This window comes from Weizmannia sp. FSL K6-3076, assembly GCF_038007245.1.
Lineage (GTDB): Bacteria > Bacillota > Bacilli > Bacillales > Bacillaceae_C > Weizmannia > Weizmannia faecalis.
Window position 1 is genome coordinate 862,223 of sequence record NZ_JBBOWU010000001.1, and the last position, 21,215, is coordinate 883,437.

Consider the following 21,215-nt stretch of genomic DNA (forward strand, 5'->3'; position numbering starts at 1 on the left):
AGCCAAAAGTGTACAAAAAGAGCGTCTTAGAATACCCGATTTTAAACCCCTGTCGCGAAAAACTTGGTACATATCCCTATCGCTGAAAAACTTGACACATACAAAATCCGGAATTTCGAAGCGCTTTTCGCCAAAATCTGCTAAAATAATACTACAAATAGGTACGTGCGGGGGATGGTGTTTCGGTTGGAACAGATTTGGCTCATTGAAGTGTTAAAAGGCATCGGAAGATTTTTTCTCCATCCGATATTCTATTATGCGCTGTTGCTCGCGCTCGTTTCTGGTGCGGCAAGAGTGAAGCGGGAAAGAAACGATTTTCATATCAGGATTTATAAAGGATCGCTTGAACTGCGGTCTTTATTTCCTGCCGGGCTCATATGCGGGTTGATCCTTTCCGCTCTCTCAGTGGCGGCGGGGGTTGAAGTGTCATGGCCTGTTCTTGCTGCGGTGGCGGCTGCGACGATTGTATTTTCGCTTGCGGGGCAGTTCCGGTTTCTCTCCCCGGCATTTACGGTGGGCATTCCGGTGCTCCTGTTTTTTGCTTTCACATGGCTGCCGGTTCAGCTGCCGGATTGGATGGGCGGCACAACCGATGCGATGGTTGCCGGGCTTTCCGTGTTGGCAGGCCTTCTTCTGTTGGCGGAGGGCGTGCTGCTGAGGACAAGCGGCACGAAGCATGTTTCCCCGAAACTACGGAAAAGCCGGCGCGGTTTGATTGTCGGCGCATTTACCGCAAAAAAACTCTGGCTTGTGCCGGCCGTTTGTTTTCTGCCCTCAGGCCCGCTTTCTGCCTCCGCTTCGTGGTGGCCTGCCGTTGACTGGGGCGGGCACACGTTTTCGCTTATGCTTGTGCCGTTTTTAATCGGGTTCCAGCACCAGATCCAAAGCACTTTGCCGCAATCTGCATTGAAACGGATCGGAACGGGGGTCATTTGGGCCGGGATCGTGACGGCCGCAATCGGAGCAGCAGGGTTCCGATTTCCCTATTTTTCTGCAGCAGCCGCCGTTTTTGCCATTGTAGCGAGAGCATGGATTTCCATCCGCCACCGGATGCGTGAAAACAATGCGCCGTATTATTTTACACAGCAGAACAATGGCATGATCATTTTGGGAATCATTCCCGGTTCAAAAGCGGAGAAGATGGGGCTTTCAATCGGTGAAGTGATTTCCAAATGCAACGGGGAGCCCGTTCGCAATACGGATGAATTCTACCGCGCCTTGCAAAAAAGCCCGGCTTATTGCAAACTGGAAGTCATGGGTACAAACGGGGAAATGCACTTTGCCCAGGGCGCGCTTTATGAAGGCGAACATCACGAACTCGGCATCCTGACCGTAGAAAATAACATCAGCTGGGATCCGGACCAGGCCGGTTGACCGGAAAATAAAAGCGACGGAAACTTCCAAAAGGAGGCCCCGCCGCTTTTTTTATGAAAAAATGGCGTACGGAAACTTTTTCAAGAGGCCGGGTGCATTTTCAATGGCCATGATGCCAACCATTCCGGATACTACGGAAAGCACAATAAAAATATTGGAAATATAATTGACAATGATTCTCACTATCAATATAATTATCATTGATAATGAAAATCAATTACAACGAGCTCACAAAAGAAACGGGGGGAGTCCGAATGCGATGAAAAAAAGATATTTAGTGCCCCTGCTTGCCGTGCTGTCCATCATTTCGATTTTTATCGGCGCGGAAAATATCAGGCCGGCGGATATGCTCCATTTAAGCAGGGAGCAGACAGAAATTTTGCTGGCAAGCCGCCTGCCGCGCCTGATCAGCATCATCATTGCGGGCGTGGGCATGAGCATCTGCGGCCTTGTGATGCAGCAGCTGACGAGAAATAAATTTGTCTCCCCGACGACAGCCGGCACGATGGACTGTGCCCGGCTCGGCATTTTGGTTGCGATCATCCTGTTTTCTGCGGCAAGCCCGCTGATCAAAATTGCGGTTGCCTTTTGCTTTGCCCTGGCCGGCACCTTGCTGTTCATGAAAATACTGGGCCGGATTAAATGGAACGATACAATTTTCATCCCGCTTGTCGGGCTGATGTTTGGCAATATCGTAAGTTCTGTATCTACTTTTTTTGCGTATAAATACGACTTAGTCCAGAGCCTTTCCTCATGGCTGCAAGGCGATTTTTCAGGCGTGCTGAAAGGGAAGTACGAGATGCTTTATTTAGCAGTTCCGGCCGTTTTGGTCGCGTATGTGTTTGCCAACCGGTTTACGGTCGCCGGCATGGGGGAAGATTTTGCCAAAAATCTTGGCCTGAATTACAAGCAGGTGGTCAACCTCGGCCTTGTCCTTGTCGCGCTGATTACTTCGGCAACGGTACTGACAGTCGGCACTATCCCGTTTCTGGGCTTAATTATTCCAAACATTGTGTCCATTTACCGCGGCGACCATATGAAAAAAAGCATTACGGTTACGGCGCTGCTTGGGGCGGTGTTCCTGCTGTTTTGCGATATTTTGGGGCGCATTGTCATTTATCCGTATGAAGTGCCGATCAGTTTAACAGCCGGCATCATCGGGAGCGGCATTTTTGTATATTTGCTGCTGAGGAGGCACGCTTATGCATAGCCGTTCCAAACTGCTTATGCTTGCCGTAATCGCATCAGGCCTCATTGCAGCATATATTTGCATCGGATCTTACTGGGATTTCAACTATATTCTCCCGTCAAGAATCCGGAAAATTTCCGCCATCATCCTGACTGGCTGTGCGATTGCCTTTTCGAGCCTTATTTTTCAGACGATTACGAACAACCGCATTTTAACGCCGAACGTGCTCGGGCTGGATTCCCTTTATCTCATGATCCAGACGGCGGTCGTTTTCGCAATGGGGGCCAAAACGCTAACGATAATGCAGAGCCATGTCAATTTTGTGGTTTCCCTCGTGGCGATGGTGCTGTTTTCCGCCATTTTGTTCCATTTGATTCTTCGCAGGGGCAGGCAAAATATTTATTTTCTGCTTTTGATCGGGATGATTTTTGGCACTTTGTTCGGCAGTTTCACCTCTTTTATGCAAATGCTGATTGATCCGAATGAGTTTCAGGTGCTGCAGGATAAAATGTTTGCCAGCTTCAACAATGTGAATGTCCATTTGCTGCGGGTTTCTTTTGTGCTTGTTGTATTGTGCGGGTTGTATTATTTGCGTTTTGCCAAGTTTATGGATGTAATGCTGCTCGGGCGGGATCAGGCGGTCAACCTTGGTGTCGATTATAACCGGGTAGTGCGGCATCTGCTTTTGATTGTCGTCGTCCTTGTCTCCGTCTCGACGGCGCTGGTCGGGCCGATCACATTCCTTGGCCTGCTCGTTGTCAACGTCGCTTATCAATTTTTTGATACATACCGGCATATCATTCTTATACCGGGTGCGATGCTGATCAGCGTTGTCTTCCTCGCAGGAGGGCAGCTGCTTGTGGAAAGAGTCTTCCAGTTCTCTGTTCCGCTCAGCGTCATCATCAATTTTGCCGGGGGCATCTATTTTATTTACTTACTTTTAAAGGAGAGTCGCGCATGGTAAATGTGATGAATGTCTTAAAAAGCTACGGGAGCAAGAAGGTCATTGACCATGTGTCTGTCAAAATTCCAAAGGGAAAAATCACTTCTTTTATCGGGCCGAATGGTGCCGGGAAAAGCACCCTGCTTTCGATCATCAGCCGGCTTGAATTTTCGGATGAAGGGGATGTGTACATAGACGGGGAGGCCGTCAGCCATACAAACAGCAAAAAGCTGGCGAAAAAAATATCCATCCTTAAACAGTCCAACCATATGAACATCCGGCTGACAGTAAGGGAACTTGTCGCATTCGGGCGTTTCCCGCATTCAGAGGGGCGGCTCACGGATGCAGACCAAAAAATAATTGATAAAGCGATTTGTTATATGGAATTGGAAGAATACGAGAACCGGTACTTGGATGAACTGAGCGGCGGGCAGCGGCAGCGCGCTTACATCGCGATGGTGCTGGCCCAGAACACCGAGTATATTTTGCTTGATGAACCGTTAAATAATCTCGATATGAAACATTCGGTCCAGATTATGAAAGTGTTGCGCAAGCTTGCCGATGAGCTTGGGAAAACCGTTTTAATTGTCATTCACGACATTAATTTTGCATCGTTTTATTCGGATTACATTGTGGCGATGAAAGACGGGAAAATCGTGAAACAGGGAAAAACGGATGACATCATTCGCCCGTCTGTTTTAAAGGAAATTTACGATATGGATATCCAAATTCAGGATTACTGCCAAAATAAATTTTGCTTATATTACGGATGAAAAGGGGATTCGCGATGAGAAAGAGCTATTTGGCTGTCATGATGGTTTTGCTGTTAGCGGTATTTGCTGCCGGGTGCGGGACAAAAGAGAGTGCCGGGGGCAGCAATGCCTCAACAAAGAAAATAACGGTAAAGCATGAACTCGGAACCACAAAAGTTCCGGAAAATCCGAAGAAAGTCGTCGTGTTTGACTACGGCGTGCTGGATTCAATGGATAAGTTGGGCATTAAAGTGACGGGCGTACCGCAGGACAATCTTCCGCCATATTTGAAAAAATACAAAAGCAGCAAGTATGAAAATGTCGGCGGCCTCATGGAACCGGATTTTGACAAGATCAGTGAAATCCATCCGGACCTGATCATCATTTCCGGCAGGCAGCAAGACAACTACAATGAATTTAAGAAAATTGCCCCGACCGTTTATATGGGGCTGGATACGGCAAAGTATATGGATTCCTTTAAAGAGAACATGGAAACACTCGGCAAAATTTTCAATAAAGAAGATGCCGTGAAAAAACAACTGGCCGGTATTGACGATTCGATCGACAGCCTGCATGCAAAAGCGGAAAAAGTGAACGGCAAAGCGCTGATTGTCCTGACGACCGGCGGAAAGGTGAACGCGTTCGGGCCGGGTTCACGATTTGGCATCATTCACGACGTATTCGGTGTGCCGGCTGCGGACAAACACATCAAAGCATCCATTCACGGGCAGAATGTGTCATTTGAATATATCATGAAAACCAATCCGGACTATTTGTTTGTCATTGACCGTGATGCAGCCATCGGGCAGGGCGGAAATGCCAAGAGCATCATCGAAAACGACCTCGTCAAGAAAACGAATGCTTACAAGAACAAACATATCGTTTACCTTGACCCGGGCTACTGGTACCTTTCCGGCGGCGGGCTCGTCTCCGTATCCGAAATGGTGAAAGAAGTCCGGAATGCGATTGATTAAGCCGTGTCAACGCCCGGTTTTAAAAATAACCCCCGCATATGGTGCGGGGGTTATTTTTACTCTGAATAAAATTTGCGGGCTTTTTCCAGGAAGGCCATATCCTCTTCTTCCAGTTCTTCTTCATGATAGATGGCTTCTACCGGACAAACTGCCTGGCAAGCGCCGCAATCGATGCAAATATCCGGGTCGATAAAGTACTGGTCTTCCCCCTCGGCAATACAATCCACGGGGCATACATCCACGCATTCGGCCGCTTTTTCGCCGATGCACGGTTGGGTAATTACAAATGCCATTTTCCAGATCACCTTTTTCCTATTATGTTAATCATTATCCGTCTAGCGTTGCGTTTATATCCATCCATTTTGCCAGCCGGACATCCCCGGGCCGGCAGGGTGACAATACGCAATATTCGAAGCCTGGAATCCATGCTTTATCTTTTAACGATCATTTTTAATATAACAAAATGGTACGAATCTTTCAATCAAAATTCTCTGCATACCGGCAAATTGCGGGAAAAAACGCAACAAGAGGCGTCTTAGGAGCAGGACATTTTACGATGGAGGCGGAATATAACTTATAAAGAAAAGGAGGGGGCAAAATTGAAGGCATATGCTTTTATAATCGGAATAATCATTGCTGCGATTGGCATCATTGCAGGGCTTTTTACCGGGGATTTTTCAAAAACCTATTGGCTCTGCGGGATAGCGGCAGCGATTGGGATTGTTTTCTCCGGCATCACAATGGGGGCGTTTGTGGGCGGCATAGAGACGCGGGCAAACTATTTTTCTGAAACAAAAGAACATCACCAATCAAGATTCAGCCTGACGATGCTATTTTTTCTGTTCGGATTGCCGAATGGGATTACCGTTCTGGTGGCATTTCTCATCCAAATGTATGCTTAAAAGATTTTCATATTTTCCGGCCGCGGGGGCGTTTGTGGGCGGCATGGAGACGCGGGCAAACTATTTTTCTGAAACAAAAGAACATCACCAATCAAGATTCAGCCTGACGATGCTATTTTTCCTGTTCGGATTGCCGAATCTGATTACCGTTCTGGTGGCATTTCTCATCCAAATGTACGCTTAAAAGATTTTCATATTTTCCGGCCGCGGGGGCGTTTGTGGGCGGCATGGAGACGCGGGCAAACTATTTTTCTGAAACAAAAGAACACCACCAATCAAGATTCAGCCTGACGATGCTATTTTTCCTGTTCGGATTGCCGAATCTGATTACCGTTCTGGTGGCATTTCTCATCCAAATGTACGCTTAAAAGATTTTCATATTTTCCGGCCGCGGGGGCGTTTGTGGGCGGCATGGAGACGCGGGCAAACTATTTTTCTGAAACAAAAGAACACCACCAATCAAGATTCAGCCTGACGATGCTATTTTTCCTGTTCGGATTGCCGAATCTGATTACCGTTCTGGTGGCATTTCTCATCCAAATGTACGCTTAACAGAATTACATATTTTCCGGCCGCGCGTGGAATGCTTGAAATCCGGCTTTACAATGGAAAAGCAGGCACGATACAATGAAGAAAAACAAGTCGGGGAGCGGGACTATAACAGATGGCTAAAAAAGTTTTGGTTGTGGATGATGAACCATCCATTGTGACCCTTTTAAAATTTAATCTCGAGCAGGCCGGTTTTGAAGTGCTGACTGCCAGTGACGGAAACGAGGGATATGATACAGCAAGGAAAGAAAAACTTGATGTCATTATCCTCGATCTGATGCTGCCAGGCATGGATGGCATGGACGTTTGCAAGCAGTTGCGGCTTGGGAAAATCAATACGCCCATTTTAATGCTGACAGCTAAAAGTGATGAACTGGATAAAATTCTCGGCCTTGAACTCGGGGCAGATGATTATATTACAAAACCGTTCAGCCCGCGGGAAGTGGTGGCACGTGTGAAAGCGATCCTGCGGCGGGCAGAAACAAAAACAGAAGAAGAAACCGCTGAGGCGATAAAAGTGGGCGACCTGCGCATTTTACCGGAACAATTCGAAGCCTATTTTAAAGAGAAAAAACTGGAGCTGACCCCGAAAGAATTCGAATTGCTTTTGTATTTGGCAAACCATGCAGGAAAAGTGTTAAGTCGCGACCAGCTGCTTAATGCTGTTTGGAATTTCGATTTTGCGGGTGATACAAGAATCGTCGACGTACACATCAGCCACCTTCGCGAAAAAATGGAAGAAGATACGAAACAGCCGCAATATATTAAAACAGTCAGGGGTTTTGGCTATAAAATGGAAGTGATGTAGCAGGAAAGGGCTATGCAATGAATAAATTATGGATCCGCATTTTTATTGCATTTTTATCGATTTTGGCCGCCGTATTGCTGGCTATCGGTTTTTTCGTTGCTGATATGATTCAACATACATATATGGACATGGCGCGCACGCAGCTTTCCCAGGATGCAGATCTACTGATGAAAACGATCCGTCCGCAAACATTCAAAGACAAGCCGGATGTACTGCAAGGAAAAGTCCGGCATTATTATTCCAACCACGAACCGCGTATTACCATCATTGATACAAACGGGAAAGTGCTCGCAGATTCGGACGATGATCCGGCAAAGATGGAAAATCACGCAAACCGACCGGAATTCAGGCAGGTTATAAGGCAGCATAAAGCAAGCGGTGAGTCCATCCGCTCAAGCCATACGCTCGGGTACAATATGATGTATGTCGCAAATCCGGTAAAAGAAAATGGGAAAGTTATCGCAGTCATCCGGACCTCCATTGCGCTTAACCGGATTGATGCTGTGCTAAAAGGATTGTGGTTCAGCCTCGGGCTTGCAATGGCGGTGGCCTTCCTCATTTCCGGCTGGATCAGCTATGTGCTGGCACGGAAATTTACGCGCCCGATTGAAGCGAGCATTGAGGTTAGCAACCGCCTGATTGAAAAAGATTATGACAGCCGTGTCCGTGTCAATGCAAGCGGGGAATTGCGGCAGCTGACAAAAGCCATTAATAATCTTGCCCATAACTTAAAGCAGCAAATGAACGAGATTGATGAAAACGAGCAGCAGCTGACCGCCGTATTGGAAAATATGGACAGCGGGGTCATGCTTATTCAGACATCGGGGCGGATCATGCTCGTGAACCGGGCAATGGAAGAAATGACGGGTTTGTCGTCCGGCGAATTGATTGGAAAGCGCCATATCGAAGCGGGAAAAAGTTTCGGGCTCAGCCAGCTGATCGATCGTTCATTAAAAACGGGTGAACGGTTTCGGGACGAGGTCCATCTTTATTACCCGAAAGAGCGCATTCTCGATGCCCATATTGCGCCATATGTCGGGGAGAGCGGAGAGCTGCGCGGCGTTGTGGCGGTCCTGCACGACGTAACAGAAACGAGACGACTTGAGCAGATCCGCAGCGAGTTTGTCGCAAATGTCTCCCATGAATTGAAAACGCCTGTCACCTCTGTCAAAGGGTTTGCGGAAACATTACTAGACGGTGCCATGTATGATGAAGCGACACTCAGGGAATTTTTAAAGATCATCTATGACGAGTCCGACCGGCTGCACCGGCTCATTTCCGACATTCTCGATTTGTCCAGGATCGAGCAGCACCGCATTCCGTTGAAAATGGAACAGCTCAATGTGGTCGATGTGATTACAGAGACCGCCCAAACGATGCGGAAGAGAATAGAAAAGAAACAGCTGGAACTTGTCCTGCCACAAAAGCGGCACGTCATGATGGAAGCAGACAAAGACCGTCTCCGCCAAATCCTGTTGAATTTGGTAACGAACGCGATTGCCTATACGCCGGATAAAGGCAGGATTGAAATCAGCCTGATCGAAAGGGAAAATGAACTGGACTTGATTGTAAGCGATACAGGCATTGGCATTTCTGAAAGGGATTTGCCGCGCATCTTTGAACGGTTTTACCGGGTCGATAAAGCCCGGTCAAGGCAGTCCGGCGGCACCGGGCTCGGTCTTGCAATCGTTAAGCATCTTGTTGAATCGTACCATGGCAAAATCCGGGTTGAAAGCGAGGAAGGAAAAGGGAGCACCTTTATCGTCACCCTGCCGCGGACGCAAACCAGGCCGGACGCTGTTTAAAAGCGTCCGATCTGTTGCTTTTTGCGGATAATAAACGCGTTTTATGTGAAGGAAGCGCTTCGTTTTTGTTTGCTTTCTTAACGTAGATGAGCTCTATGTGAAGGAAGCGCCTCGTTTTTGCTTACTTCCTTAGCATAGGCGGGCTCTATGTAAAGGAAGGTCGTCAATTTTCCTCGCTTTCTTAACGTAGACGGGCTCTATGTAAAGGAAGGTCGTCGTTTTTCCGTGCTTTCTTCACGTAGACGGGTTCTATGTGAAGGAAGGCCTTCGTTTTTTCGTACTTTCTTAACGTAGATGGGCTCTATGTGAAGGAAGGCCGTCAATTTTCCGTGCTTTCTTAACATAGACGGGCTCTATGTTAAGAAAGGTCTACGTTTTTCCGTGCTTTCTTCACGTAGATGGGCTCTATGTGAAGAAAGGCCGTCTTTTTTTTGAGCTTCCTTAACATACAAAAACTGAAACGTCCTTCATCCCGCTTATGAAGGACAAAAGGTTGGGAACCACAAGTTGAAATGTCCTTCATAAGCGGGGTGAAGGACAAAAGGGGACGAACCACAAGCTGAAATGTCCTTCATAAGTTGAATGAAGGACAAAAGGGGCGAGCTGCAATTCGAAATGTCTTTCATAATTGGATTGTAAGACAAAAGAGCAGGAACTGCATCTCCGGTAGAACTGTCCCGTTAGGCGTTCCAATTAGACAAAAGGCCCGCGCCCGGCGCAAGCTTTGACCAATTGGCGGATCTAACTAGACAAAAGCTCCTGCCGCCCAGTAAGAACTGTCCCGTTAGCAATTCTAATTGGACAAAAGCTCCTGCCGCCCAGTAAGAACTGTCCCGTTAGGCGTTCCAATTAGACAAAAGGCCCGCGCCCGGCGCAAGCTTTGTCCCATTAGCGGGTCTAACTAGACAAAAAGCTCCCGTTCCCCGCAAGCTTTGTTCCGTTAGGCGTTCTAATTAGACAAACCCTCCTGACCTCCGTAAGTTTTGTCTAATTAGACGTCAAAACCACATTCACTGAGGCACCAGTGGAAAAATAAAAAATCAACCGGCGCATCTTTTCAGGATAGACAAGATAAAAATGGCCGATCCGTGTTTTGCCCGATCAGTGCAGCCAATCTTGTCTGCGGGTTTCAACAGAAATGCCGAATGAACAAAGCTTTGCAAGTTTTGTCCATTCGGCAATACATGATTTACACATTTAAACTGCCCTGCTCCCTTAGTTTTTCCATTACCTTTCCCGCCGTTTCTTTTCCATTCATGATGCAATCGGCGATGCCTACGCCGTAGTAAGAGCAACCGGCGAGCACCACGTTCGGGTCGCTTGCTGACAGCTTTTTGGTTAGCGCCTCTACCCTCTGCCGGTGGTGCAAATCGTACTTCGGCATCTTGCCCAGCCATTTTGTCACTTCCGCTGCCACTGGCTGTGCACTTATCCCGAGTGCCTGCCGCACATCTTTCAGCGCCGTTTCAATCAGCCCCTCCTGATCCATCGCATTCAGCCGGTTAAACAGTGCGGCATCCGCGTCTTTATAAAACAAGCGCAACAGCAGGCGTCCGTTTTTCGACGTGTGCGGCCATTTCCGGCTTGTCCATGTGCAGGCATTGCAAACGAGCCCGCTTCCGCCGGAAACAATAAAACCTGTCCCGTCTTTCGGCAAGACTGCATCCGGAACGTCAAAACCAAGATAAACGGTGATCACCGAAGCGGCCTTAAACTGATCCCATTCCTCATCCAAAGCAGGGTTCGCAAGCAGTTTCTTCGCTGCAGCATGCGGTACGGCAAGCACCACCACATCTGCTTTAAGCCTGCGCTCGTCCGACAATACAACAGTATAGCCTTTTTCGTGCCGTTCAAGCGCAACTGCTTTTACCCCTTTTATAATGTCAGCACCCGCTGCCTTTTCCTCGAGGCGGCTAGCCAGTTCGGACAAACCGTTTTTAAACGATACAAATTTTTTCTTCTCAGGAGACAAGAAAGTTTGCTTATGTTCGGACAAACCCTTCATAATGCTGCCATACCGATTTTTATAATCGACAAGAAACGGCATTGTTGTCGCCAATGTCAGTTCATACAAATTGCCGGAGTAAACGCCGGACAGCACCGGCGCAATTTGTTTCTCCACCAGTTCTTTGCCGAAAAAAGCCTCCAAAAATTCTCCGGCTGAACTGTCTTTTGTAAAAGAATGGTTTTTCGTAAACAAATCTTTCAGCGCTGCCAGTTTCCCTTTCGTTGAAACAAGTTCGCTGCCAAAAAGGGCATCCAAACTTGCCGGAATGCCAAACACTGCCTCTCGCGGAATCGGTTTTAACCCATCTTCCCGGTAAAGATACGAGATGCCGGTAGCATTGTGGCGAATCCGATTTTCAAGTCCAAGTTCTTTCAAAAACCCGGCTACCCCTTTTTTGCGGGCAACGATTGAATCCGCGCCCGTTTCCATAATAAAACCCTCTTTCCGGACGGTACGGAGCTTTCCGCCAGCTTCCGGATTTTCTTCCACAAGGGCCAAGGATACCTGTGCCCCTGTTTTTTCGATCTGTTTATGAAGCTCGTACAATGCGGTAAGGCCCGTAATGCCCCCGCCAATGATCACGACCGATTTCAATTTTATACCTCCGTTCAGCCTCTGTTACTTCTATTATAAACAAACCGGTTTCTTCTATTTTTTATGTTTTTGCCTAAAATGTGACAATCACCCTTTAAAATCTTACACCTGGTTCTATCATCTTTACAAACTCTTAACATTCCATTCATATCTGCTTAATACCGCACGATTATCTTTAAAAGTGCAAGGAGCAAGCCAATAAAAAACAGGGGGCAAAAAAATGAAGAAAAAGTTTGCAGCGGTATTTGGCTTATTCACGATTTTCGCAGTGATTGCAGCTGGGTGCGGGAACGCAAAAGAGACGACAGTATCCGGCAAGGGCGCAAAACAGGAAAGCATCACGGCCGTCGGTTCAACCGCACTCCAGCCGCTCGTGCAGGAAGCCGCGACACAATATATGAATGATCATCCTGAAGCAACCATTAACGTACAGGGCGGCGGCAGCGGAACCGGCCTGAGCAAAGTTGCGGAAGGCGCTGTCCAAATAGGGAATTCTGACGTTTTTGCCGAGGAAAAAGACGGCATTGACGCAAGCAAAATTACGGACCATAAAGTTGCGGTTGTCGGATTTGCGCCGGTTGCAAATCAGGATATCGGCGTCGATAACCTGACAAAACAGCAGCTGATCGGCATTTTCACTGGAAAAATTAAAAACTGGAAAGAAGTCGGCGGAAAAGACCTGAAAATCGTTGTGATCAATCGTGCGGAAGGATCTGGCACACGGGCCGTCTTTGAAAAACAGGCTTTAGATGGCGCTACTGCAGTGAAGGCGCAGGAACAGGACTCTTCGGGTACTGTGCAAAAAATTGTCAACGAAACACCGGGGGCTATCAGCTATCTCGCATTCTCTTATATGAACAATAAAGTCAAAGCTTTAAAAGTGGACGGCGTTGAACCGACAGAAGAGAACGTCAAAACAAACAAATGGAAAATTTGGGCTTATGAACATATGTACACAAAAGGAAAGGCAAAAGGCTTAACGAAAAAGTTTATAGATTACATGCTTTCGGATGAAGTGCAAAAAAACCTCGTTCCGAAACTCGGGTACATGCCTATTTCTGAAATGCAAGTTGAACGGGATGCAAGCGGAAACGTTACAACAAAATAAAGTGGATTTAAAACTTTGCGGAGCTCTGAACTGATGCAAGCAGCAGAATGATCGCCAGAACGATACGGTTTCCGGTTATCTGGGGCACGTCCGGCGGCACATTTCTGCTTGTCTTGTCCTTTTTTGAAAACCGCAACTGAAAAGGATAGACCATGTAAAAGCACAAGCAGCCAAGCGGGCAGAGCGGGTTGCTCGCAAAGCAGAAATGAGTTCGGCAATCAAAGCGGCAACCATGCCCGTTTTTCAAAACCGCAACTGAAAAGGATAGACCATGTAAAAGCACAAGCAGCCGAGCGGGTAAAATAGGTTGCTCGCAAGGCAGAAATGAGTTCGGCAATCAAAGTGGCAACCATGCCCGTTTTTCAAAACCGCAACTGAAAGGGATAGACCAAGTAAAAGCACAAGCAGCCGAGCGGGTAAAATAGGTTGTTCGAAAACAAAATGAGTTCGACAAACAAGCGGCAACCATGCTCTTTTTTCAAAACCGCAACTGAAAAGGATAGACCGTGTAAAAGCACAAACAGCCGAGCGGGCAAAGCAGGTTGCTCGCAAAGTAGAAATTCATCCGGAAATCAAAGCGGCAACCATGCCCGTTTTTAGAAACCGTAACCGGAAGGGGATTTGAACAACGTGAGTGAAAATGCACTCAAATGGACAGAACAGGTTGTCAAAAATAAAGCTAAGCCGCGTTCGAAAATCAAAATAGAACGGCGCGGGAAAATGATGACACTGATTTGCATTGCTTTGATGGCGGTTGTTGCCACATCAATTTTTATTTTTGTCGCAACAAAAGGGCTTGCCCTTTTCTTTGAACATCACGCCAGTGTCCTAGAATTTTTCACCGGAAAAGACTGGAATCCGGGCAAAAAGGATGCTGCTGGAAACCCGGTTGCGGGCGCTTTGCCGATGATAACCGGTTCCTTTGCTGTCACATTTCTTGCCGCTATCGCCTGTGCGCCGCTTGCAATCGGCGGGGCTGTATTTATGACGGAAATTTCCGCTAAACGGGGGCAAAAAATGTTGCAGCCGGTCATCGAATTGCTTGTCGGCATTCCGTCGGTTGTTTACGGATTTATTGGATTAAGCGTCGTCGTTCCTTTTCTTCGTGAACATATATCAGGAAGCGGCTTTGGCATTGCGGCAGGAACCATTGTGCTTGCAGTCATGATTTTGCCGACTGTGATGAGTTTGTCGGTGGATGCAATCCGGGCTGTGCCCGATTCGCTCCGGGAAGCCTCGCTTGCGCTTGGGGCGACGCGTTGGCAAACGACTTACAAAGTAGTGCTGCGGACGGCGCGGCCGGGCCTGTTAACAGCTGTTATTTTCGGGATGGCCCGGGCATTCGGCGAAGCGCTCGCGGTGCAGATGGTGATTGGCAACGCAACGGTGATGCCCCGTTCATTGTTCGAACCGGCATCCACTTTAACGAGCATTTTAACGATGGGCATGGGCAATACCGTGATGGGAAGCGTGGAAAATAACGCGCTTTGGACGTTGGCGCTCGTGCTGCTGCTCATGTCGCTCGTCTTTATCATCATCGTCCGTTTTATCGGCCGCAGGAGGGATGCATCATGAAAGCAAAAATGGCGGACCGTATCGCAACATCCGTTCTTTACTTCATTGCCATGTTTATCGTCGCCATTCTTGCGGGGCTCGTCGGATACATTCTTGTAAAAGGGCTGCCGCACGTTAGCTGGTCATTCATTTCGTCCCCTCCCCAAACCTTTAAAGAAGGCGGGGGAATCGGGCCACAGTTGTTCAATTCCTTTTATTTACTCGTGTTGACAATGGTGATCAGCATGCCAATCGCACTTGGCGCAGGTATTTATATGGCAGAGTATGCACGGAAAAACCGGCTGACGGATTTGCTCAGGACGGCGATTGAAGTGTTGTCTTCGCTTCCGTCTATTGTGGTCGGGCTGTTTGGTTTTCTGTTCTTTGTCCTGTCGATGGGCTGGGGATTTTCGATTTTGTCCGGCGCGTTTGCATTGGCGCTTTTCAATTTGCCGCTGCTGGTCCGGGTCGTGGAAGATTCGCTCCGTGCCATTTCGCCAGCGCAGCGGGAAGCAGGCCTTGCACTTGGGGTGTCAAGATGGGAAACGATTCAATCGGTGCTGCTTCCGGCTGCGTTGCCGGGGATCATCACCGGGATTATTTTGGCCTCCGGGCGCGTTTTCGGCGAAGCGGCAGCCCTAATTTATACAGCAGGCATGAGCTCGCCGAATCTTGATTTTTCAAACTGGAATCCATTCAGCATGAACTCTCCGCTGAACCCGCTCCGCCCGGCTGAAACATTGGCCGTGCACATTTGGAAAATCAACGGGGAAGGCCTCATGCCGGATGCCGCGTCCGTATCAAGCGGCGCGTCCGCAGTGCTGATCCTGTTTGTGCTCATCTTTAATTTTTCAGCAAGGTTTATCGGCAAATGGCTCCACAACCGGATGACTTCGCAATGAAGGCACCGTATCCATTTGGAAACGTGCCGTGCCTGCTTTCAAATCGGTGCATGGCAGGATTAAAAGCAACAGCTTCACAACCGGATAAGTGGGGGTGTCCAAAAACTAACAACGCCACGTCTGTTTGGCATCATAGCTCATTTTTACTTTGCGAGAATGAGAAGCAAACAGCTCGACAATCGGTTGAGTTCGCCATAAGAGGTTGGGCATGTACCGGTCCAAAAACTGGTAACGGCCATCCGTATCAAACGCTAGGCTTGCACACGTTTCCTTTTAGCCAAGACAAAAAACAGATCCACCTGAATCATTTCACAATAAAAGGAGGAATGACCCATGGCAGTATCGATGCTGGCACGGAATGAAAAAATAGTGCTACCCGCGGTTGAAATCCCTGGACAGATGCCGGAAGCACAGCACATTATCATCGAAACTAAAAATTTAAGTGTTTTTTACGGGGAAAAAGCAGCGATCCAAAATGTTAGCCTCGCGTTTCCCGAACATCAGGTGACGGCATTAATCGGCCCGTCCGGATGCGGAAAATCGACCTTTTTGCGGAGCCTGAACCGCATGAATGATGAAATTGCGGGCTGCAGGATGTCCGGCGGAATTTTTTATAAAGGAGTCGACATCACCCTTTCGTGCGCGGACGTTTTTGAAATCCGGAAGCATATCGGCATGGTGTTCCAGCGCCCGAATCCGTTCGCAAAATCGGTTTTTGAAAATGTCGCGTTCGGTCCGAAGCACCATGGCGTGAAGAAAAAAGCAAGGCTGGAAGAAATTGTCGAAGAAAGCTTAAAAAAAGCAGCATTATGGGATGAAGTGAAGGACCGCCTGCATACGTCCGCGCTTGCCCTGTCAGGCGGCCAACAGCAGCGGCTTTGTATTGCAAGGGCGCTCGCCATGAACCCGGATGTCCTGCTTCTTGATGAACCGGCATCGGCGCTCGATCCGGTCTCAACTGGTAAAATTGAGGAACTGATGCTCGAACTGAAAAAAGATTATACCGTTGCCATTGTCACGCACAATTTGCAGCAGGCCGCCCGCATTTCCGACAAAACCGCCTTCTTTTACATGGGTGCACTGATCGAAGCGGGGGACACGACGAAAATGTTTACGAAACCGGAAAACCAACAAACAAGGGACTACTTATCCGGCTTTTTCGGTTAAATCCCGGTGGAAAAGGAGAAATGCAAAATGGCAGCAGTATTGGAAAAACGGGCAGATAACCAAACGGCTATCCGGGCTGAGCGTGTGAATGTGTTTTATAAAAACTTTCAAGCCCTTTACGATATCAATCTGGCATTTCCAAAAAAGCATGTGACAGCACTGATCGGCCCGTCCGGATGCGGAAAATCCACGTTTTTGCGGACGTTGAACCGAATGAATGACAACATCCCCGGTTTCCGAATGGAAGGCCATGTTACGATTGGAGACGAAAATATTTATGCGCCGAAAACGGATGTTGTCCAATTAAGAAAAAAGGTCGGCATGGTCTTCCAGCGCCCGAATCCGTTTCCGATGTCCATTTACGATAATGTCGCGTACGGACCGCGCATCCACGGCGTTAAAAACCGGCATGTGCTTGATGAAATGGTAGAAAGATGTTTGCTTCAGGCTGCGCTGTGGGATGAAGTGAAAGACCGCCTTCATACATCTGCCGCGGGGCTTTCCGGCGGGCAGCAGCAAAGGCTTGTGCTTGCGAGGGTGCTCGCGGTTGAACCGGGCATTATTTTAATGGACGAACCGGCATCGGCACTTGATCCGGTATCGGCCGCAAAAATTGAGGAGTTGATCCTCGAATTGAAAGCACAATACACGATCATCATCGTCACCCATAATATGCAGCAGGCGATGCGCGTGTCCGGACATACCGCTTTCTTTTTGAATGGCAGGGTGGTGGAATTCGCTGAAACAACCAAAATGTTTACAAATCCTGCATCGAAGCAGACAGAAGACTATATTTCAGGACGGTTCGGCTAATCCTTTCCAACGCTTGACAGGTGAAGGAAAGCACATTTTTCATTCAAGTTCAGCTGAGAGGGCAACCGTACAGCTGGCATTTCTGTTTTCTTGAGCCTGAAATGCACAAAAAAAGCACGTTCACGAAGCGTGTTCTTTTCGTGTGCCCGGTGAGCGGAACCATGGCAACAAAACGGAAAAAAGGTCCCGGCAAATCCGGAAAAATCCTGAAACACTCTTTCACTAAAATTTCTCCTCGTGCTATAATAGTTCAGTACTGTATGGCGAATGATAAAATCAGTAATGATTTGGAGGAGCAACAATGAAAACAGCCGTCTTGGTTCCTTGTTATAACGAAGAACTGACGATTGCAAAGGTGATCCGGGACTTTAAGAGAGAGTTGCCTGACGCGGACATATATGTTTATGATAATAATTCAACGGATCGTACATATGAAATTGCCCGGGAAAACGGGGCCATTGTAAAAAAAGAACCACGCCAGGGAAAAGGCAATGTCGTAAGAGCCATGTTCTTTGAAATTGATGCAGATTACTATGTAATGGTAGACGGGGATGATACGTATCCTGCTGAATTTGTACATCAATTGTTAGAGCCTTTAAAAACAGGCGAAGCCGATATGACCATTGGGGACAGGCTGTCAAACGGCACTTACGAAAAAGAAAATAAACGGGCTTTTCATAACCTGGGAAACAATTTGGTAAGAAGTTTAATCAACAAGCTTTACAAAAGCAATATCCAGGATATTATGACGGGATACCGTGCATTTAACCGCTTGTTTGTACGTTCTTTTCCTGTGGTAAGCAAAGGTTTTGAAATTGAAACAGAGATGAGCATCCATTCGCTCGATAAAGGATTTAAAATCAAAGAAATTCCCATTGACTACCGCGATCGTCCGGAAGGGAGCGAGTCAAAACTCAACACTTTTTCCGACGGCCTGAAGGTAATCAAAACGATTTTTACCCTTTTTAAAGATTACAAACCGATGCTATTTTTCACATTTTGGGCCGTCATTTTGCTTATTTTCGGGCTCGTAGCGGGCGTGCCGGTTATTGTGGAATTTTTCCACACCCATTACATTACAAAAGTACCGTCAGCGATCCTGGCAGTCGGTCTTGTCCTGATGGCCATGCTTTCTTTTGCCTGTGCGCTCATTCTGGATACGGTTGTCAGCCACTCCCGCAAGCAATATGAAATGGAGCTTCACGCCGTTTACGAAGAATTAAAAAGAGAAAAGGAATGGAGCAGGTAATGTTTGCGCATCAAAAGACCATGCAGGCGGTACTTAGTTTAGTGATCGGCATCTTGGTAGGGCCCGGTTTTCTGCTTTTTTCTTATTCTTTTAAAAGCGTGCCCGGTTGGTATCCGGTTTTTTTCGCGCTGGCCGGTAGCTTTCTGGCATACGGTGCCATTTTTTGGAATATTGGCCGAATGAAGCGCCCTTTAAAATGGGGTTCTTTTCTTTTTTCCCTTGTGCTCTCGGTCATTGTCACATTTGCCTTAAAAGGGCCGCAGCAGCATCTGGCGCACCAGCCCTTTTTGATAAACTGCCTTATTTATCTTGCAACGATTGTGTTTTTGCTATTTGCCATGCTGCTGGCGGTCAAAATACTGTATTCTTTAACAGAGAGCCGGGCAGAAGGGGATGTTCCCAGGAGGCATATTCTTTATTTTTCAACCCTGCCTTTATTGATCTCCCTTCTGTACTTCTGGGCTTTTTATCCGGGCATTTTAATGGCTGATTCTGTCAATCAGTGGCAGCAGGCGCACTCCACTTTTTACAATGACTGGCATCCTGCTGTGATGACATGGCTCATTAAGTTTACGGCCCACATATGGGATACGCCGGCATCATATGTGATTTTCCAGTTCATCTTAACAGCACTGATTACCGGATACGTCTTTTATGTATTTGAAAAATTAAGGATCAAAAAGCCGGTTTTATGGCTGGGGTATGCGTTTTTCTGCTTTTTGCCGCTTATCCCGCTTTATTCTGTCGTGATTTGGAAAGATACGTTGTTTAGTTATTTTCTGCTGGCGTTTACAGTTATGCTGATCCAGATCATTGATTCGAACGGCAAATGGCTGCGATCGTTCCCCCATTTGCTGTTTCTGTACTTATCCGTTTGCGGTGTCATTTTTTACCGGCATAACGGCTGGCCGGTGTTACTTGCAACGATTGTTATTTTTCTTTTTTTCCTGCGAAAACGGTATTGGTATATGTATGGCGTTTTCGCGCTTGCGGTCATTACGTTTCTGGTGGTGACAGGCCCGATTTACAAGCATTACAAAGTGCTTCCGGCTGATGAAACGGAATCGTATTCCATTCTTTACCAGCAGATTGGAAGAATTGTGAAGGAAAACGGGCATATAACGCCTGCCCAAAGAGCCGTGATCAATCAGGTGATGCCGATTCAAGATTGGAAAAAATATTATCAGCCGACAGACGTTGATCGGATTAAGTTTACGCCGCACTTTGACCGTGCGTATATTAAATCCCATAAAAAAGCCTTTTTCAGTACGTGGTTCGCGCTATGCCGGCAAAATCCAAAACTTGCTTTGGATGCTTTTTACGATCAGGAAAAGCTTTCGTGGAAACTGTACATTTCCGGCGAAGAGTTGCGCCGCCCGATTTTCCGGAACAAGGATTTTGAAAAGTACCGCCCCGTTTATTTTATGACACAAAAGAATGTGCAAAAATATCATGTTCATTATAAATGGTTCTATTATAAAGATTATGGATCGGATTTGGCGAATACAAAACTTTCGTCGCGCATTACGCAAATCAATCAGACGTTTTCACAAGGGATGCTCCGTGTGCTTATGATGCCGGCGTTCTATTTGTATCTCATCCTTTTGTTTTTGTTTACTGCCATTTTAAAAGGAAACTGGCGATTTGTGCTCGCGGCTGTTCCGATGTTTTTAAATCTCGGTTCCATGTTCGCGGCGATTCCGGCCCAGGACATCCGCTACTTTTTTCCAAACTTTTTGCTGGCGGTGCCGTTTTTCTTCCTTGCAACATTAACAAGCAGAAAGCGTGATAGCCATGGGTAATTCTATTTTTCAATCGATCCGTAAAAATAAAACGGGCATTTTGCTGATTGTGCTTGCGGCATTTTCCACCTCTGTCGGACAGATGCTGTGGAAAATGTCCGGCCATTTTTTGGATGGATACTTTGTGATCGGCTTTTTTCTCTATTTTTGCGGCGCCCTGCTGATGATTGTTGCATTTCGTTTCGGGGATCTTTCTGTCCTTCACCCGCTTTTAAGTATGGGGTATATTTTTTCCCTTTTCCTTGGGAGCATTTTTTTGGGAGAACATATGACGCCTTTCAAAATCATCGGCACTTGCATCATTTTTGCAGGGGCAGCGCTGATAGGGGGCGGGGATGCTGATTAAGCTTGTACTGCTTCTATGCATGACGCTGTTAGGGTCATTGGGGGGGTTCTTTTTCAAAAAATGCACTTCCAGAGGATTAAAGCTGAGCGGATTTTTCATTGTCAATCTTGGTATTGGCGGTGTTCTCTATGTATTAGGGGCATTGCTGAATATTCAGTTGCTGAAAATGATGCCGTATACGATTGTGTATCCATTAACCTCCATCACCTATATTTGGACCTTGATCCTTTCTTCCCTTTTTTTGTCGGAAAAAATGAACAGGAGAAAATGGTTCGGGATTCTGCTGGTCATTACAGGGGCATTTTTCCTTACCATGTAGATTTTAAACCCAGTTGCTTGACGCTGGGTTTATTTTTTTCTAGAATAGTGGAAATAT

23 protein-coding genes are annotated in these 21,215 nt (G+C 47.2%); 21 read left to right on the forward strand and 2 right to left on the reverse strand.

The window, feature by feature from the left end; genetic code table 11:
- Positions 1–177 precede the first annotated feature (177 nt).
- The 5 genes from NSS95_RS03785 (at position 178) to NSS95_RS03805 (ending at position 5,232) form a co-directional block, all read left to right on the forward strand.
- Positions 178–1,374 (forward strand): PDZ domain-containing protein, encoded by a 1,197-nt coding sequence (locus tag NSS95_RS03785; RefSeq protein ID WP_340714047.1) that lies wholly within the window; start codon positions 178–180, stop codon positions 1,372–1,374.
- A 259-nt stretch (positions 1,375–1,633) separates the two neighbouring features.
- The gene (locus tag NSS95_RS03790) at positions 1,634–2,584 is read left to right on the forward strand and encodes an ABC transporter permease (protein ID WP_258921829.1); all 951 of its coding nucleotides are present in this window, start codon (positions 1,634–1,636) and stop codon (positions 2,582–2,584) included.
- Positions 2,577–3,527: an iron chelate uptake ABC transporter family permease subunit gene (locus tag NSS95_RS03795; RefSeq protein ID WP_340713796.1), complete on the forward strand. Its 951-nt coding sequence runs from the start codon at positions 2,577–2,579 to the stop codon at positions 3,525–3,527. Before NSS95_RS03790 ends, NSS95_RS03795 begins: the two co-directional genes overlap by 8 nt.
- Positions 3,521–4,279 carry an iron ABC transporter ATP-binding protein gene (locus NSS95_RS03800; protein ID WP_017553920.1) on the forward strand — a complete coding sequence of 253 codons (759 nt, stop codon included), beginning with the start codon at positions 3,521–3,523 and terminating at the stop codon, positions 4,277–4,279. The genes NSS95_RS03795 and NSS95_RS03800 overlap by 7 nt, the downstream gene beginning before the upstream one ends.
- A gap of 14 nt (positions 4,280–4,293) precedes the next feature.
- Positions 4,294–5,232: a siderophore ABC transporter substrate-binding protein gene (locus tag NSS95_RS03805; RefSeq protein ID WP_285957880.1), complete on the forward strand. Its 939-nt coding sequence runs from the start codon at positions 4,294–4,296 to the stop codon at positions 5,230–5,232.
- 56 nt (positions 5,233–5,288) lie between these two features.
- Here the strand turns inward: NSS95_RS03805 and NSS95_RS03810 are convergent, their stop codons facing one another.
- Positions 5,289–5,525, reverse strand: coding sequence for an indolepyruvate ferredoxin oxidoreductase subunit alpha (locus NSS95_RS03810; RefSeq protein WP_026104642.1), 237 nt, complete (start codon positions 5,523–5,525; stop codon positions 5,289–5,291).
- A gap of 306 nt (positions 5,526–5,831) precedes the next feature.
- Between NSS95_RS03810 and NSS95_RS03815 the strand changes: the two genes are divergently transcribed.
- The 6 genes from NSS95_RS03815 to pnpS all read left to right on the forward strand — a co-directional run bounded on the left by NSS95_RS03815 (position 5,832) and on the right by pnpS (position 9,296).
- Positions 5,832–6,134 carry a DUF5316 domain-containing protein gene (locus tag NSS95_RS03815; RefSeq protein WP_340713797.1) on the forward strand — a complete coding sequence of 101 codons (303 nt, stop codon included), beginning with the start codon at positions 5,832–5,834 and terminating at the stop codon, positions 6,132–6,134.
- Between the two features lie 34 nt (positions 6,135–6,168).
- Entirely contained in the window at positions 6,169–6,318 is a 150-nt protein-coding gene (locus NSS95_RS03820) for a DUF5316 family protein (RefSeq protein ID WP_326244073.1), read from the forward strand.
- 34 nt (positions 6,319–6,352) lie between these two features.
- Complete coding sequence (locus NSS95_RS03825) at positions 6,353–6,502, forward strand: DUF5316 family protein (RefSeq protein WP_326244073.1); 150 nt, start codon at positions 6,353–6,355, stop codon at positions 6,500–6,502.
- Between the two features lie 34 nt (positions 6,503–6,536).
- Entirely contained in the window at positions 6,537–6,686 is a 150-nt protein-coding gene (locus NSS95_RS03830) for a DUF5316 family protein (RefSeq protein ID WP_326244073.1), read from the forward strand.
- A gap of 112 nt (positions 6,687–6,798) precedes the next feature.
- Positions 6,799–7,491 (forward strand): response regulator transcription factor, encoded by a 693-nt coding sequence (locus tag NSS95_RS03835; protein WP_013858648.1) that lies wholly within the window; start codon positions 6,799–6,801, stop codon positions 7,489–7,491.
- A gap of 17 nt (positions 7,492–7,508) precedes the next feature.
- The gene (pnpS, locus tag NSS95_RS03840; RefSeq protein ID WP_017551680.1) at positions 7,509–9,296 is read left to right on the forward strand and encodes a two-component system histidine kinase PnpS; all 1,788 of its coding nucleotides are present in this window, start codon (positions 7,509–7,511) and stop codon (positions 9,294–9,296) included.
- A 1,189-nt stretch (positions 9,297–10,485) separates the two neighbouring features.
- On the opposite strand, the gene hemG is transcribed toward pnpS, so the two are convergent.
- On the reverse strand, positions 10,486–11,898 hold the full coding sequence (hemG, locus tag NSS95_RS03845; RefSeq protein WP_211061890.1) for a protoporphyrinogen oxidase: 1,413 nt from the start codon (positions 11,896–11,898) through the stop codon (positions 10,486–10,488).
- A 220-nt stretch (positions 11,899–12,118) separates the two neighbouring features.
- Between hemG and NSS95_RS03850 the strand changes: the two genes are divergently transcribed.
- The 10 genes from NSS95_RS03850 to NSS95_RS03895 all read left to right on the forward strand — a co-directional run bounded on the left by NSS95_RS03850 (position 12,119) and on the right by NSS95_RS03895 (position 21,158).
- Positions 12,119–13,006, forward strand: coding sequence for a phosphate ABC transporter substrate-binding protein PstS family protein (locus tag NSS95_RS03850; protein ID WP_340713798.1), 888 nt, complete (start codon positions 12,119–12,121; stop codon positions 13,004–13,006).
- A gap of 720 nt (positions 13,007–13,726) precedes the next feature.
- On the forward strand, positions 13,727–14,581 hold the full coding sequence (gene pstC, locus NSS95_RS03855; protein WP_225621023.1) for a phosphate ABC transporter permease subunit PstC: 855 nt from the start codon (positions 13,727–13,729) through the stop codon (positions 14,579–14,581).
- Positions 14,578–15,462 carry a phosphate ABC transporter permease PstA gene (gene pstA, locus NSS95_RS03860; protein WP_014095849.1) on the forward strand — a complete coding sequence of 295 codons (885 nt, stop codon included), beginning with the start codon at positions 14,578–14,580 and terminating at the stop codon, positions 15,460–15,462. Before pstC ends, pstA begins: the two co-directional genes overlap by 4 nt.
- Positions 15,459–15,824 carry a hypothetical protein gene (locus NSS95_RS03865; protein WP_328229696.1) on the forward strand — a complete coding sequence of 122 codons (366 nt, stop codon included), beginning with the start codon at positions 15,459–15,461 and terminating at the stop codon, positions 15,822–15,824. Before pstA ends, NSS95_RS03865 begins: the two co-directional genes overlap by 4 nt.
- Positions 15,796–16,629, forward strand: a complete 834-nt coding sequence (pstB, locus tag NSS95_RS03870; protein WP_407067033.1) for a phosphate ABC transporter ATP-binding protein PstB — start codon at positions 15,796–15,798, stop codon at positions 16,627–16,629. The genes NSS95_RS03865 and pstB (NSS95_RS03870) overlap by 29 nt, the downstream gene beginning before the upstream one ends.
- A 27-nt stretch (positions 16,630–16,656) precedes the next feature.
- On the forward strand, positions 16,657–17,442 hold the full coding sequence (pstB, locus tag NSS95_RS03875; RefSeq protein ID WP_340713799.1) for a phosphate ABC transporter ATP-binding protein PstB: 786 nt from the start codon (positions 16,657–16,659) through the stop codon (positions 17,440–17,442).
- 301 nt (positions 17,443–17,743) lie between these two features.
- Complete coding sequence (locus NSS95_RS03880; RefSeq protein ID WP_276211042.1) at positions 17,744–18,691, forward strand: glycosyltransferase family 2 protein; 948 nt, start codon at positions 17,744–17,746, stop codon at positions 18,689–18,691.
- Positions 18,679–20,493 (forward strand): DUF6020 family protein, encoded by a 1,815-nt coding sequence (locus tag NSS95_RS03885; RefSeq protein ID WP_276211043.1) that lies wholly within the window; start codon positions 18,679–18,681, stop codon positions 20,491–20,493. The genes NSS95_RS03880 and NSS95_RS03885 overlap by 13 nt, the downstream gene beginning before the upstream one ends.
- Positions 20,486–20,839 (forward strand): DMT family transporter, encoded by a 354-nt coding sequence (locus tag NSS95_RS03890; RefSeq protein WP_071451774.1) that lies wholly within the window; start codon positions 20,486–20,488, stop codon positions 20,837–20,839. The genes NSS95_RS03885 and NSS95_RS03890 overlap by 8 nt, the downstream gene beginning before the upstream one ends.
- The gene (locus tag NSS95_RS03895) at positions 20,829–21,158 is read left to right on the forward strand and encodes an EamA family transporter (protein WP_071452402.1); all 330 of its coding nucleotides are present in this window, start codon (positions 20,829–20,831) and stop codon (positions 21,156–21,158) included. Before NSS95_RS03890 ends, NSS95_RS03895 begins: the two co-directional genes overlap by 11 nt.
- The last annotated feature ends 57 nt before the right edge of the window (positions 21,159–21,215 follow it).

Coding starts and splice junctions, on each gene's coding strand:
- NSS95_RS03790 (WP_258921829.1), top strand. CDS start 1,634: ATGAAAAAAAGATATTTAGTGCCCCTGCTTGCCGTGCTGTCCATCATT.
- NSS95_RS03795 (WP_340713796.1), top strand. CDS start 2,577: ATGCATAGCCGTTCCAAACTGCTTATGCTTGCCGTAATCGCATCAGGC.
- NSS95_RS03800 (WP_017553920.1), top strand. CDS start 3,521: ATGGTAAATGTGATGAATGTCTTAAAAAGCTACGGGAGCAAGAAGGTC.
- NSS95_RS03805 (WP_285957880.1), top strand. CDS start 4,294: ATGAGAAAGAGCTATTTGGCTGTCATGATGGTTTTGCTGTTAGCGGTA.
- NSS95_RS03810 (WP_026104642.1), bottom strand. CDS start 5,525: ATGGCATTTGTAATTACCCAACCGTGCATCGGCGAAAAAGCGGCCGAA.
- NSS95_RS03835 (WP_013858648.1), top strand. CDS start 6,799: ATGGCTAAAAAAGTTTTGGTTGTGGATGATGAACCATCCATTGTGACC.
- pnpS (WP_017551680.1), top strand. CDS start 7,509: ATGAATAAATTATGGATCCGCATTTTTATTGCATTTTTATCGATTTTG.
- NSS95_RS03850 (WP_340713798.1), top strand. CDS start 12,119: ATGAAGAAAAAGTTTGCAGCGGTATTTGGCTTATTCACGATTTTCGCA.
- pstC (WP_225621023.1), top strand. CDS start 13,727: ATGATGACACTGATTTGCATTGCTTTGATGGCGGTTGTTGCCACATCA.
- pstA (WP_014095849.1), top strand. CDS start 14,578: ATGAAAGCAAAAATGGCGGACCGTATCGCAACATCCGTTCTTTACTTC.
- NSS95_RS03865 (WP_328229696.1), top strand. CDS start 15,459: ATGAAGGCACCGTATCCATTTGGAAACGTGCCGTGCCTGCTTTCAAAT.
- pstB (WP_407067033.1), top strand. CDS start 15,796: ATGGCAGTATCGATGCTGGCACGGAATGAAAAAATAGTGCTACCCGCG.
- pstB (WP_340713799.1), top strand. CDS start 16,657: ATGGCAGCAGTATTGGAAAAACGGGCAGATAACCAAACGGCTATCCGG.
- NSS95_RS03880 (WP_276211042.1), top strand. CDS start 17,744: ATGAAAACAGCCGTCTTGGTTCCTTGTTATAACGAAGAACTGACGATT.
- NSS95_RS03885 (WP_276211043.1), top strand. CDS start 18,679: ATGGAGCAGGTAATGTTTGCGCATCAAAAGACCATGCAGGCGGTACTT.
- NSS95_RS03890 (WP_071451774.1), top strand. CDS start 20,486: ATGGGTAATTCTATTTTTCAATCGATCCGTAAAAATAAAACGGGCATT.
- NSS95_RS03895 (WP_071452402.1), top strand. CDS start 20,829: ATGCTGATTAAGCTTGTACTGCTTCTATGCATGACGCTGTTAGGGTCA.